Source organism: Chitinophagales bacterium, assembly GCA_017303415.1.
GTDB lineage: Bacteria > Bacteroidota > Bacteroidia > Chitinophagales > Chitinophagaceae > SpSt-398.
Window position 1 is genome coordinate 1,874,727 of the sequence record JAFLBJ010000001.1, and the last position, 13,022, is coordinate 1,887,748.

At 46.8% G+C, this 13,022-nt stretch carries 13 protein-coding genes; 6 read left to right on the forward strand and 7 right to left on the reverse strand.

The window, feature by feature from the left end; all coding sequences use genetic code 11:
* Positions 1–71: 71 nt before the first annotated feature.
* Together J0M30_08185 and J0M30_08190 are read left to right on the forward strand one after the other, a co-directional pair.
* A complete protein-coding gene (locus tag J0M30_08185; GenBank protein ID MBN8667469.1) occupies positions 72–461 on the forward strand; it encodes a hypothetical protein in 390 nt (129 codons plus the stop codon).
* On the forward strand, positions 458–862 hold the full coding sequence (locus tag J0M30_08190; protein ID MBN8667470.1) for a hypothetical protein: 405 nt from the start codon (positions 458–460) through the stop codon (positions 860–862). Before J0M30_08185 ends, J0M30_08190 begins: the two co-directional genes overlap by 4 nt.
* 567 nt (positions 863–1,429) lie before the next feature.
* On the opposite strand, the gene bioB is transcribed toward J0M30_08190, so the two are convergent.
* The 7 genes from bioB to J0M30_08225 all read right to left on the reverse strand — a co-directional run bounded on the left by bioB (position 1,430) and on the right by J0M30_08225 (position 7,890).
* Entirely contained in the window at positions 1,430–2,407 is a 978-nt protein-coding gene (gene bioB / locus J0M30_08195; GenBank protein MBN8667471.1) for a biotin synthase BioB, read from the reverse strand.
* A 6-nt stretch (positions 2,408–2,413) separates the two neighbouring features.
* Positions 2,414–3,886 carry a sulfatase-like hydrolase/transferase gene (locus J0M30_08200; protein MBN8667472.1) on the reverse strand — a complete coding sequence of 491 codons (1,473 nt, stop codon included), beginning with the start codon at positions 3,884–3,886 and terminating at the stop codon, positions 2,414–2,416.
* Entirely contained in the window at positions 3,883–5,244 is a 1,362-nt protein-coding gene (locus tag J0M30_08205) for a class I SAM-dependent methyltransferase (GenBank protein MBN8667473.1), read from the reverse strand. Before J0M30_08205 ends, J0M30_08200 begins: the two co-directional genes overlap by 4 nt.
* A 5-nt stretch (positions 5,245–5,249) precedes the next feature.
* Positions 5,250–5,414, reverse strand: coding sequence for a hypothetical protein (locus J0M30_08210; protein ID MBN8667474.1), 165 nt, complete (start codon positions 5,412–5,414; stop codon positions 5,250–5,252).
* Positions 5,414–6,517, reverse strand: a complete 1,104-nt coding sequence (locus tag J0M30_08215; GenBank protein MBN8667475.1) for a M42 family metallopeptidase — start codon at positions 6,515–6,517, stop codon at positions 5,414–5,416. The genes J0M30_08210 and J0M30_08215 overlap by 1 nt, the downstream gene beginning before the upstream one ends.
* A 59-nt stretch (positions 6,518–6,576) precedes the next feature.
* Positions 6,577–7,362, reverse strand: coding sequence for a UbiA family prenyltransferase (locus J0M30_08220; protein MBN8667476.1), 786 nt, complete (start codon positions 7,360–7,362; stop codon positions 6,577–6,579).
* A gap of 75 nt (positions 7,363–7,437) precedes the next feature.
* Positions 7,438–7,890, reverse strand: a complete 453-nt coding sequence (locus J0M30_08225) for a hypothetical protein (GenBank protein MBN8667477.1) — start codon at positions 7,888–7,890, stop codon at positions 7,438–7,440.
* A gap of 56 nt (positions 7,891–7,946) precedes the next feature.
* On the opposite strand from J0M30_08225, the gene J0M30_08230 reads away from it, so the two are divergent.
* Genes J0M30_08230 through J0M30_08245 form a run of 4 tightly spaced genes read left to right on the forward strand, consistent with a single transcriptional unit; the run spans position 7,947 to position 13,021 of the window.
* Positions 7,947–8,918 carry an acyl transferase gene (locus J0M30_08230; GenBank protein MBN8667478.1) on the forward strand — a complete coding sequence of 324 codons (972 nt, stop codon included), beginning with the start codon at positions 7,947–7,949 and terminating at the stop codon, positions 8,916–8,918.
* Between the two features lie 47 nt (positions 8,919–8,965).
* Complete coding sequence (locus tag J0M30_08235) at positions 8,966–9,802, forward strand: amidohydrolase family protein (GenBank protein MBN8667479.1); 837 nt, start codon at positions 8,966–8,968, stop codon at positions 9,800–9,802.
* A 43-nt stretch (positions 9,803–9,845) separates the two neighbouring features.
* Complete coding sequence (locus tag J0M30_08240) at positions 9,846–11,369, forward strand: tagaturonate reductase (protein MBN8667480.1); 1,524 nt, start codon at positions 9,846–9,848, stop codon at positions 11,367–11,369.
* Positions 11,366–13,021 carry an altronate dehydratase gene (locus J0M30_08245; protein MBN8667481.1) on the forward strand — a complete coding sequence of 552 codons (1,656 nt, stop codon included), beginning with the start codon at positions 11,366–11,368 and terminating at the stop codon, positions 13,019–13,021. The genes J0M30_08240 and J0M30_08245 overlap by 4 nt, the downstream gene beginning before the upstream one ends.
* The last annotated feature ends 1 nt before the right edge of the window (position 13,022 follow it).

The window sequence follows — 13,022 nt, forward strand, 5'->3', positions numbered from 1 at the left end:
AGTTTATAAGACTACGGCCAGCATGATTCTGAATTTTGGGGAATTGGGAGGAATACTAAGGACAGCGGAGGTTGAGAATAAATGCACGCACGAATGATATTTTGAAAACATTTATTGATTCAAAAACAGGAAAATCGATTAAAGAGTCAGAGGCGAGAGCGGCAGCAATATTTGAGGAGTCTACTGGTTCTGTTATAAGGGTATCCGGGAAAAACGAAGCAGGAGATTTTATTGGGACATCGGGAAAGTATTTAAATAAATCAATTGACCATATTGGAGGTTATCTTCCCGATAAGAATAACATGACTGACTTTCTAAGTTCATTGTCAAACCATTTTAAGAAGGCAGATGTTGTAATACTAGATCTCAAGAATTTTTCCGATGCTGAAAGGAAAACTATTTCTGAGTATGTAAGAACAAATCACGCAAACGATTTAGGTAAATTAATTGAATTGAAATGAGTTCAAGTTATATTGAGTTTAGATATGATGGCTTGTGGGTGCCCGATGGATTTAGTGAATTAATTGCTAGGTATTTGCTTAAAATCATTAATGGTAAATACGAGCTCCCATTATGGATGGATGCAATGCGAAATAGATTAAATGAAATCGAAGAAGAAAGGTTTCCGGGGTGGGTTAATTTTGGGTTCGATAGGTATTTGGATACCGATACCAAAATTGAGTATATAAAAGATTTATTTGATGAGTTGATTGGTTATGTTGAAAGTAAGGGGGAATTTATTTCAAAAGATGAACTAAACTGTGAGTTTGATAGTAATAGTAATAAGAGTAGTTGGAAAATAGACATCGAGACTAAGGAATTTATTAACTACATTCAAGAAATTAGGAAGTTGTTTGGGTAGCGGTAGTGTTGATGGCGCTTCAAATTAGCAAGGTTTCCTATTTGGTAGTGCTTCAAATTAGCAGGTTTTCACCTTCCAAGCGCAAAGTAGCTCGTTTACAGGCAATTTTCATCAACCGGATAGCCCATTTGGAGCGGTAAAGTACCCCTTTTCGTCCAATTCCGTCTTTTGCCCATAGGAAAAATGCACCTTGTGTTTCAAATTAGCAGGTATAATGGAGTGCAAATTTTGTGATGCCAGTTGCCAGTTAGCAGGAAAACAGAAAAATGGGGTTCAGCGCTATTTCTGCAAGGTTTTTAAGAAGTATCAGGAGGAAACCTGCAAATATGCAGGGTAACTAGACCGAAGGGCTTAAACCATTACCACCGGTTGCACCGGTGGCTATTGATGGTTTAAGCCCTTCGGGCTAGTTACTCCGTTAATAGAAGAACAATGTATTATGCAGATGGTATGCTACAATAACATTTTCCCGCGCCCCATCGGGGCGCCGGGTCGTTAGAAAGATTTTGTCGCCAGAGGCGACGAGAGAAAAAAGCGAGACCGGAGGTCTCGCATAGCATAGTGGTTTTAATTTTCAGCCAACACCTTCTCTTCCTTGAATGACACCCGTGGTTTTAATCCCAACAGATCAAACATCACATTGTCATCTTCAAAAGAAGGATTGGGAGTGGTGAGAAGTTTATCACCAGCGAAAATGGAATTGGCGCCGGCCAGGAAACAAAGGGATTGTTCGGCAACACTCATTTCCTGACGCCCGGCAGAAAGACGTACCATCGCTTTGGGCATAAGGATACGCGCTGTTGCGATCATGCGTACCATATCCCATATATCTACCCTGGGATTATTGGCGAGTGGTGTGCCAGGTATGGGTACCAGGGCATTGACAGGAACACTCTCTGGATGCTCGGGCATGGTAGCCAATGTGTGGAGCATCTTCATGCGGTCTTCATGGGTTTCACCTAAACCAATGATACCTCCACAACAAACCGTTACCCCGGCTTTGCGTACATTATCCAGGGTTTGAAGCCTGTCCTCATAAGTGCGCGTGGTGATGATGGCCTCATAATATTCATCAGAAGTATCCAGGTTGTGGTTATAGGCATATAGACCCGCATCGGCCAGTTTCTGTGCCTGGTCTTCGGTGAGCATACCGAGTGTACAGCAAACCTCCATCTCCATGGCGGTAATGCCTTTGACCATTTCGAGAACACGGTCAAAGTCGCGGTTGTCGCGAACCTCGCGCCAGGCGGCGCCCATGCAGAAGCGGGTACTGCCCGCGGCTTTGGCGCGTGAGGCATATTCCATCACATCATCATATTTCATCAACCCATGTACATTGATATCGGTATGGTAGCGGGCTGCCTGGGGACAATACGCGCAATCTTCGGTGCAACCTCCTGTCTTAATGGAAAGGAGCGTACATACCTGCACCTCTCCGGTATCATTGTACCGGCGGTGTTCAGTGGCGGCACGATAGATAAGATCGAGCAGGGGTGATTGATAGATTTCCTTTACTTCGTCGAGTGTCCAGTTATTGCGGATCATACAATCTTATTTTATAAAGTAAAATTCGTTCTGCAATATCGGTAAATCTTTTTTAAACCAGGTATTGAGCAGGATCCGGAAGGTATTGACATTGGTCAGGTCGGCGGGTAATTTTTCATAGTCCCGGTTTGAAAAATACCAGGCCTGTAAGTTGGAAAACATCCTTTCTTTTTTTAATACCTTATCGGTGACCGTTGTATACCCATGGTCGCCCTGGAGGATGATAACCAGGGGCCTTGTACGGGGTTTTTGCAGGGTATCGGTCAGTTGGCTAATAAAGCGGTTGATACGGGCTATCTGGTGGACATACCCCTTCTTTATATCGAACTCCTGTTGCGGAATGGGCCGGCCAAGGGAATCGAGGTGAAAAGGGGGATGCGGGGTGAGAAAATGGGCATATATGAACCGGGGGCGTGGCCCGGGGTAAGAGGCACTTTGCAGCAGATCGCGGTACACCAGTGAATCATAGACCTGCCGGTTTTTTTGTTCATTGACAAAAAACCGGTCATCCATCACCGGGTTGGTCATCCAGCCGGGAAGCTGGTGGTTCAGGTCACGGGTAAATTTGAAAAAGATATTGTACTGGTCATACAGCTCCCGTATCCCCCATTTATCAGAACGGGTGCGGGTGGTGGGATGACCTTTGATATCAAAAAGGGAATGGTTATGAATAGCGTAACCTTCCTGTGTTAAAAAGGGAACCAGGGTATTTTCCTGAACAGTTTTTAAGGCCTGCAGGTATTCGCGGTCATGGATCTTATTGACCGTATCTGCATTGGCCATGTACTGCAGGTGAAAAACGCTGCTCAGGGAAAAAGCCGTGTAGTTATAATTGCTGCGGGAACCAGGAAAAACATGGAACCCTTTTACGGTCAGGGCCTGCTCAAAAGGAGAATTATCATAGTCAAATTCGGAGCGCAGGGTAGAGGAAGCGGCATAAGCATCAAAGATGATGTAGAAGATATCGGGTTTGGATGAATCGGCAAGGTTGGCTGAGGGAGTGAGCTCGGTTTCTTTCATTTGATACCGACCCCTGACCTGTCCGTCATAGATCATTGAAATATCCACCAGCACAAAAATGAGGAATAAGATATTGAGAAAAAAGAAGGTGCTGGAATGGTTTTGTTTCCGGCGTTTGATCCAAATACCTATTAAGAATAAAAGCAGGATGGAAATCGCAAACAGAAAACTGTACCTTGACCATATAACCTCGGGAAATTGTTCGCTGAGTTTATTCTTGATATCTCCCAGAAAGAAAGCCCAGGCGGAAAGGGCAAATCCAAGCAGGGCCGCGCTTTTCCAATTTTTATATAATAAATAAGACAGGCCGGTGAATAGAAAAGGGAGTAAAAATAAAACCAGCAGCCGGTCATAGATAAAATGATAATGGATCAGACCGGGCAATTCCTTTTCCAAATGCACCAGGACAAAAAGGGGTAAGAGGATCAGGAAAAAAGCATATCGTCGCAGGATCTTCACTTTTCTTTTCGTTGATATAAATAAAGTACCCGGTGGGTACCGGATATCGCCTGTTTCGCTGTCAGGTTATATCTTTCTCCAAAGGCCTGTTCAAAATTTGCCGGGGTATAGTTTAAATAGATATCTTCTTTTTGCGCCAGCAATCCCTTTGTCTTTTCATCTTCGCGGGGTACAAATTCAATGAGCAGGGTTGGTCCGAGTTCGGCCAAATAGTCGGTCAGACGGGAAAGCGGAATATTCTTTCCAATGACCAGGTGGTGAACAAGCGCCAGCGCCAATACCAGATCGGATTTCATGCGACGGGTAAAATCATCTCTTTCCCGATGGGCAAATCCCAACGCGGGAGAAGGATTGGCCATATCGATACAGAGTGGCAGGATGGATTGGATCTTTTCGGTCCTGATCTGACCATACAAGCGGTCAATACAGGCTTCATCAAAATCGGTCGCAACTACCTGCCATCCCTTGTTGGCTGCGAGCCGGGAAAAATAGCCATCATTGGCGCCCAGGTCGAGGGCTGTTTTTCCTTTGATCCTGCTGAGCATGGCCAAAAAGGCATTTTCTTTTTCCTGCAGATAGGTTTGATCTAAAATGGTGTCGGTATAGTAATCACTCCAGGTGGTCTTTCTCTTCCAGGTCAATCCCCTGATCATGGATTGGAGGTGCAGGAGGAGGTTGGTCATTTTTTGTTTGGAAAACCCTGTGGCTTTTTCGGCTGACACGGTTTTTCCGTTGGCCATTTTCTGTTGGAGAAAAACATGCATGGCCACCGAGGGGTTCAAGCGGCTTGACCAGGGCAGGAGTTTGACGGTGAGTGCCAGCGGTATCCCATCCAGGTGTGTACGCAGGAGTTCGCGGGCGTTCCAACCCAGGTATTTTTCCAATAACAACGGGAAAAGAAAGTTTTCACAAAATTGCCGGTAGGCCACCCAGGGTTTGCTGGCATCGTACCGGGTAAAGGAAAGAAGATCGATGAACACGGGGCGCCCTTCGTGAAACTGCACATTGAACGGGGTGGCATCTTTGAGGATCATCCCTTTTTCTATGGCTAAAAGCGCAAGGTCAAGGGTCAATAGGGCCGCGTCCTTCAATTGCGAAAAGCTCCATTCGTAGGGGTAGCTGATGCGGTGGAGTTGTTCGGGGAGGAAGGTGGCATACCACTCGTTGGAAGCCGTTAGGTTTTCGGCTATGCGTTGGTGTGGTATCAATTTTCGCGCCGCGACCAGGGAGTCATAGAGCCCGGATTGAAACAAGGTCTCCATATCCGGCAGCCCGCTTTTGTTGACCTGTCGGTACCAGGTTCCTTCTTTCTGAAAGACGAAGCCGGCCGGGTCTTTAAAAGAGGCGGGATGGATCATGGGGATCATTTTTTTTCTTCCTTCTCTTCCCGGCCCGGTTTGCGAAAAAAGGCCTTGATCCTCCACCACAGGTTTTTAAAATAAAAAAGAAATCCCAGAATGGCGGCGATGATCACCTGGATCAGGTAACTCCCGCTACCGGGATCGACATATAGTAGCCAATGGGCCATCAGAGATAGCTCAGGTTGGTTTTCGGCGTCAATGCCAATAAGGTTTCATACATGAGCCTGATCGTGTTATCGATATCATCCTGATGCAACATTTCCACGGTGGTATGCATATAGCGCAGGGGGATGGAAATGAGTACAGAGGGGCATCCATCATTGGAATAGGCAAAGGAGTCGGTATCGGTTCCGGTACTCCGGCTCAGGGCCCTCCATTGAACGGGGATCTTATTTTTATCGGCGATATCTTCCACCAGGTGCAAAAGTTTGTTGTGTACCGCTGGTGCATAGGCCAATGAAGGTCCTTTTCCTGTGGTAATATCTCCTTCCACGATCTTACTGATCATCGGAGTGCTGGTATCATGAGTTACATCCGTTACGATCGCCACATTGGGTTTGATCCGCCGGGCGATCATTTCCGCACCACGGAGACCGATCTCTTCCTGTACCGCATTCACCACATAAAGTCCGTAGGGGAGTTTTTTCTTATTCTCTTTTAATAAGCGTGCTACTTCAGCGATCATGAACCCGCCGATGCGATTGTCAAACGCGCGGCCGATATAATTTCCATAGGCCAGTTCTTCAAACCCATCCTGATAGGTCACTACCGCGCCAATATGGATACCCAGTTTGCTTACTTCATCTTTCTTACGGGCGCCACAATCCAGAAAGAGGTTATCCACTTTGGGTTGGGTTTCTTTGGCATCTCCTCCCAGGCGGGTATGTATCGCGGGCCAGCCAAATACAGCTTTTACCGGCCCTTTTTTACCATGGATAAACACCCGTTGTCCTGGAGCGATCTGGTGGTCCACCCCTCCGTTCCGTTTGAGATAGATCAAACCATCGGCAGTGATATAGTTGACAAACCAACTGATCTCATCGGCATGGGCCTCGATCACTACTTTAAAAGCATGATCGGGATTGATGACACCTACTGCAGAGCCATAGGGATCGGTAAAGTGGGAATCTACATAGGGTTTGAGGTATTCCAGCCAGAGTTTTTGTCCGCTGGATTCAAAACCTACCGGGGACGCATTGTTGATGTATGATTTGAAAAAGGTCTTTGATTTTTCGGTCATGTAGGATTTCTTTCTTACCGCTTTGGCCATAGCTAATGATTTATGGTCAAAAGTAATTAAAAAGGGGCAACCGGGCGGGGTTAATGGGTTCAAAAGAACTGGTAATAGACCAGAACGGTCAGGGAAGGGAAGGCCATCAACCCATCCAGGAGGAAGTAGTAGATATAGTCGGAGAAATTTCTTTTCGCAATGGGATAAATTTCGGCTAACACGGGCAATGCGGCGAAAAGGAGTACGATATCAAATGTCCAACCGATCTGCCATTGCCAGCCCAGCAGGGCGAGAAAGGAAAGACCGAGTGAAAAATAGAATAACCGGTTGATGCCTTTCTCCTTAAAATAGGTGATGAGTGACCGGATACCATCGGCGCGGTCATTTTCGCGGTCACGGTAATCAAACAGGATGCAAATGGCATAGATAAAAAAATACCGGTAGGTACAGAAAAGGATATCGGCGGTTGTTACGGTTTTTTCGGAGAAGATGAGGGGTAATATGGTGGTTACATAGGTCCAGGCAAAGGCCAGGTAGATCGTTTTACCAATGGCGATACGCCGAAGCCGGGCAAAGAGTGGCAGGGGGATCTTGGGGGCTGAATAGAGAAAAGTGAGGACTACTGCAATGGCGATGGCTACAAAATGATGCAGGAAATACAAGCCAAAGTAAAGGGCACCGCCCAGCCCAAGAATGCACAGGGTCAGGTGAAGGAGTTTATGGTCATGTGACCAGGCGGAGCGTTCCAGTTCCGTACGTGATTCGGGTGTCAGGAACCAATGAAAATTATAGCTGGCCAGGGTGGAGAAAAAAACAAAGAAGAGAAATCCGTTCTTGTGCGCGGTTTGTCCAAATACCAATTGTCCATGCGCGGTCATCGCCACGGCGCCCAGGGCGATGAAAAGAGAGGTGAAGAGAAAATATTTACCGAGTTTGATAACCTGAGAATTTGGAAATAATTATTCCTGCCGGGCAATGATAACCTTACTGCTCACGGTATCGCTTTGGTTATTGGCCAGGTCGCGGAGTGTGAATTTAAAGAACATGGTATCGTTCTTATTGGGGTCTTCATTGAGGAAATCATAGATCAGGGAGATCTCAATATCTTTCTTGCCGGTTTTGGGAAAATTAGGGACAAGGTAATTGACGGTATCTACTTTGTCATTCAGCCCGGGATTGGGGATCGGGTTGACATTGGTGCGGACACGGATATAGGTTAAAATGCCACCACCTTCATCACCTTCTTTGTCGGTGGATTCAAGGGTGACCCTGAGTGTTCCCGAAGGGGCATCGATCACTTCACTGCTTAGTTCTTTGATGGTGATAGTGGGTGTGGTCTCATACTTATCTTTGCCACAGGATACCAGTACCAGGGTCAAAAGAACCCATCCGCTCCAAAACTGTCTTTTCATGGAATGCTGTTTAGTCGTGCTAACAAATTTAACATTTAACCCGATACCATCCTATCATGGAATGTGAATGGTTGGATAAAATTTTTGACCTGGATCCGGATGGTTTTCAGGGGCTTGCCCTGGATATCTTCCGTTATCAGTATGAGCGGAACCCCATTTACCGGTCATATTGTGCGCAGATAGGCCGATCCCCGGACGATATCCGGGAAATAGAGCAGATTCCCTTCCTGCCGATCTCCTTTTTCAAGACCCACCGCGTGGTGACGGGTGAATTCACGCCTGAGTTGGTCTTTCAAAGCAGTGGCACTACGGGAATGACCCGAAGTACACATCATGTTAAAGAGGCTTCTTTTTATGAAACCAGTTATACCAGGGGATTTGAATCCACGTATGGCCCCGTTTCCGGTAAACGGATATTGGGTTTGCTTCCTTCCTATCTGGAACAGGGAGATTCCTCACTGGTGTATATGGTACAGGGGTTGATCCGTGATTCAGGGCATCCCGAAAGCGGGTTTTATTTAAATGACCACGAAGGATTAAAAGATACGCTTCAAAAGGGTGGCCCTACTATATTGATCGGGGTGACCTATGCGCTGTTGGATTTTGCCGGGAGGTTCTCTTTTCCCTTGAAAGAAACGATCGTTATGGAAACGGGGGGTATGAAAGGAAGAAGAGAGGAATTGACCCGGATGGAAGTGCATGAACGATTGAAGCAGGCTTTTTCCCTTGAAAAGATCCATTCCGAATATGGCATGACTGAACTACTGTCCCAGGCCTATTCACAAAGCGAGGGGATATTCGCTTGTCCACCCTGGATGCGGGTATTGTTGCGCGAGGAAGAGGATCCGTTAACGGTAAAAAAGAACCCTGGTAACGGGGTACTGAATATCATTGACCTGGCCAATCTATACAGTTGTTCCTTTATTGCCACCGAAGATGCGGGGCGTTTGCGGCAGGATGGAACCTTTGAAGTGTTAGGCAGAATGGATAATAGCGATATCCGGGGATGTAGTTTACTGGCCCTTTAAGTATTTCCAACCATTCAAGCGATGATAAATCGTACCTTTCCCATGTCATGAGGATCGACACTCATATTCACTTTTGGAATTTCGACAAGAACAAGCATTCCTGGATCGGAAATGAAATGAAGTCTCTCCGGGAAGACTATCTGCCTGAACATATTCAAACCTCTTTTAAACGAAATGGAATCAATGGATGTATTGCGGTGGAAGCATCGGCTACTGAATGGGAAACCCATTTTCTGGTAGAACTGGCAAAGACACATTCCATTATCAAGGGGGTAGTTGGGTGGGTGGACCTGCAGGCCGGTAATGCAGAGGAGCGCATAGAATATTTTTCACAATTCAATATCATAAAGGGATGGAGGTTTCGATGGGATGAAAGTAATCCTGACCAGATGTTTGATCCTGGTATTGGAAAGGGTTTGAGCTTCTTAAATGACAAAGGATATTGTATTGAACTATTCATCCAGCCACATCAGATTACCAAGGCGGTTGAATTAGCTACGGCTTACCCGCAAACAGTGTTTATCCTTGATCATGCCGGGAAACCGGATATACGCCACCGTGAACTATCCGGCTGGGCCGGGTCAATAAAGGAAATCGCCCGATGTCCAAACGTATATTGCAAATTGTCGGGATTTCTGACTTTAGCAAAATGGAAGGATTGGAGTGCCGGAGACTTCTACCCTTTTCTTGATGTACTTTTTGGCTCATTTGGGGTAGAACGACTTTTATTTGGAAGTGATTGGCCGGTTATTACGCTTTCGGGGATATATGTTCAATGGGTCAGTCTTCTTGAAAAATACATGGAAGGATTGCCGGTTGAGGATAGGGATAAAGTGTTTGGCGTAAATGCAGTCAAGGTGTACCGCCTGGAGAATTTGGCATAATTAAGTAAGGGAATTTTATAAGTTAAAAATCTGAAATCTGTTTATGTATTTGTCCCGGAGTCTTTTAAGAGGGCCCTATGGGGATCAGTTAAAGGCTTCCCCGGAAGAATTATTCAGCCTGCCGGAAAAAGTACTTCAATTTGGTACCGGTGTACTCCTTCGCGGTTTACCCGATTTTTATATTGATAAAGCAAACAAACAAGGGGTCTTCAATGGCCGGATCGTTGTGGTCAAATCCACGTCGTCCGGTGGCGCAGATGCCTTTGATCGCCAGCAGGGATTATATACCCATGTGATCCGTGGCATTGACAAAGGGGAAGTGGTAGATGAAGTGATCATTAATGCCTCCATCAGCCGAGTCATTTCCGCAGCGAGCGATTGGAACGCGGTATTGGAATGTGCTACAAACCCCGATATGCAGGTGATTATTTCGAATACCACGGAAGTAGGCATCACCTTAGTGGAAGATAATATTCATGCCGACCCGCCGGTCTCATTCCCGGGGAAATTGTTGTCTTTTTTATACAAACGTTTCCGGCATTTCAATGGTGACCGCGAACGGGGTCTGGTCATTGTTCCTACGGAATTGATCACCGACAATGGCAAAAAACTGGAAGCCATTGTACTTGAGCTGGCGCATCAACATGGATTGGAATCGGCCTTTATGGACTGGCTGGAAAATGCAAACACGTTTTGCAATACCCTTGTTGACCGTATCGTACCCGGCAAATTGCCAGAGGATGAACACCAGGCATTGTGTAAAAAATTAGGATATGAGGATGAACTGTTGATCATGTCGGAGGTCTATGGCCTATGGGCGATAGAAACCACCCGCGAGAAAGTGCGTGAGGTCTTGTCCTTCCACGTTTGCGATGAAGGCGTGGTCATCCTGCCCGATATTCATATGCACCGTGAATTGAAATTACGTTTGCTCAACGGTTCGCATACCTTTACCTGCGGACTGGCCTATCTGCATGGGTTCAAAACAGTCAAAGAAGCGATGCAGGAGGATCGTTTTTCCGAATTCATTACCCGGCTGATGAAACAGGAGATCGTTCCAGCCATTATTGGTGATGGACTGACCACAGGCATGGCGGAAGAATTTGCCGATAAAGTACTTGACCGGTACCGTAATCCTTTCTTAGATCATCAATGGATCAATATCACCTTGCAGTATACAGGCAAAATGGCCATGCGCAATATGCCCATTCTCCGGTCTTATTTCAACCGTTATCAACAGGTGCCACCCGCTATGGCGCTGGGTTTTGCGGCCTACCTTCTATTTATGAAAGGGCAACCTTCAGGCGATCACCGCTATGCCGGTAGTTCAGATTGGGGGCCTTATCCCATCAATGATGAACAGGCTGCATTTTTTTCAACCAGTTGGAGTACCTTAGCTCCCGAACTGCTCGTCAAAACAATACTCGGACAAACCGAATGGTGGGGATCTGACCTGAATGAATATCCGGGATGGGCCCATTCGGTTAACCATCAGCTTGCTCGCTTGCTCAACGACGGACCGCGAAAAGTTTTGCGGGAATATCTCATTGAAAACTCAGTGGCATGAAAGCGGCTGTATTAAAAGTACATCCTGATGATAATGTATTGGTGGCCTTGCGCGACCTGAAGGCTGGTGAATCCATCACCTGGCAGGGGCATGCCTGTACCGTGACCGAAGAAGTTCCCGCTAAACATAAGTTCACACTCACCTCACTGAAAGAAGGAGATCCCGTACGGATGTACGGGGTTTTGGTAGGAACAGCCAACATAGCCCTGTCAGCCGGTCAGCGCATTTCTACTAAAAATGTAAAACACGCTGCCGGAGAATATCATCTCTCCCCCGAACGGAGAACAGGTTGGTCCATTCCCGATGTAACGGCCTGGAAGAACCGTACTTTTATGGGTTATCCCCGTTCGGATGGATCTGCTGGTACGGCCAACTACTGGATCATCGTACCGCTGGTCTTTTGCGAGAACCGCAATGTGGAAGTGATCCGCGAGGCCTTGCTCGAAGAGCTGGGCTATGAAAGACCTCGCAAGTACAATAACTATTCCCGTCAACTGATCGATCTGTATAAAACAGGCGCCAGTGTGGAACAAATATTGAACACCGAATTCAGGGAAACAATAAGTTCACCGGTTGCCAATCCGCTTTTCCCGAATGTGGATGGCGTTAAGTTTCTGCAACATGATGGAGGCTGTGGTGGTACAAGACAGGATGCCCAGGCATTATGCGGATTGCTCGCCGGGTATATCACCCATCCCAATGTGGCAGGTGCCACGGTGCTTAGCCTGGGATGTCAGAATGCCCAGATCGTGCTGCTGGAAGAAGAGATCGCTAAACGTTCTCCTCAATTTGATAAGCCCCTTTTTGTGCTTGAACAGCAAAAGTTGGGATTGGAAAAGGACCTGCTGGCAGCGGCGATACGTCAAACTTTTGCGGGACTGATCCTTGCCAATCAACATCAACGCCAACCGGTATCCATCACCAAACTCTGTATCGGACTTGAATGTGGGGGATCCGATGGGTTTAGCGGCATATCTGCCAATCCGGCCATTGGTTATACTTCAGACCTGCTTGTGGCTGCCGGTGGTTCTGTTATTCTTTCTGAATTCCCGGAGCTTTGCGGAGTGGAACAGGAAATGAGTGACCGTTGTGTGACCGCCCCCATCGCTGAAAAATTCATCAACATCATGCGCGCCTACGCTCGTCGTGCAAAAGAATCGGGGTCAGGATTTGATATGAACCCCTCTCCCGGAAATATCAAAGATGGGTTGATCACCGATGCGATCAAATCCGCAGGCGCCGCAAAGAAAGGGGGTACATCACCCGTGACCGATGTGTTGGATTATCCGGAAAAACTTACCCGCCCCGGGTTGAACCTGCTCTGTACCCCTGGCAATGATGTGGAATCCACAACGGCCGAAGTGGGAAGTGGGGCCAATATTGTATTATTCACTACCGGACTCGGAACGCCGACTGGTAATCCCATTGCCCCGGTCATTAAATTATCGAGCAATACAAACCTGTATGACCGTATGCGGGACATCATTGACATCAATACAGGAACGATCATCGAAGGGGAGGAGACCATTGAAGAAGCCGGCGCCCGTATCCTCGAATATGTGATACATGTGGCCAGTGGTGAAATTAAACCAAAGGCAGTGCTCAACGGACAAGACGATTTTATTCCCTGGAAAAGGGGAGTGTCATTATAAA

Bases quoted from the DNA above. Each gene is read 5' to 3' on its own strand.
- J0M30_08190 (MBN8667470.1), top strand. From the start codon at position 458: ATGAGTTCAAGTTATATTGAGTTTAGATATGATGGCTTGTGGGTGCCC.
- J0M30_08245 (MBN8667481.1), top strand. From the start codon at position 11,366: ATGAAAGCGGCTGTATTAAAAGTACATCCTGATGATAATGTATTGGTG.
- J0M30_08215 (MBN8667475.1), bottom strand. From the start codon at position 6,517: ATGGCCAAAGCGGTAAGAAAGAAATCCTACATGACCGAAAAATCAAAG.
- J0M30_08210 (MBN8667474.1), bottom strand. From the start codon at position 5,414: ATGGCCCATTGGCTACTATATGTCGATCCCGGTAGCGGGAGTTACCTG.
- J0M30_08240 (MBN8667480.1), top strand. From the start codon at position 9,846: ATGTATTTGTCCCGGAGTCTTTTAAGAGGGCCCTATGGGGATCAGTTA.
- J0M30_08225 (MBN8667477.1), bottom strand. From the start codon at position 7,890: ATGAAAAGACAGTTTTGGAGCGGATGGGTTCTTTTGACCCTGGTACTG.
- J0M30_08205 (MBN8667473.1), bottom strand. From the start codon at position 5,244: ATGATCCATCCCGCCTCTTTTAAAGACCCGGCCGGCTTCGTCTTTCAG.
- J0M30_08230 (MBN8667478.1), top strand. From the start codon at position 7,947: ATGGAATGTGAATGGTTGGATAAAATTTTTGACCTGGATCCGGATGGT.
- J0M30_08235 (MBN8667479.1), top strand. From the start codon at position 8,966: ATGAGGATCGACACTCATATTCACTTTTGGAATTTCGACAAGAACAAG.
- bioB (MBN8667471.1), bottom strand. From the start codon at position 2,407: ATGATCCGCAATAACTGGACACTCGACGAAGTAAAGGAAATCTATCAA.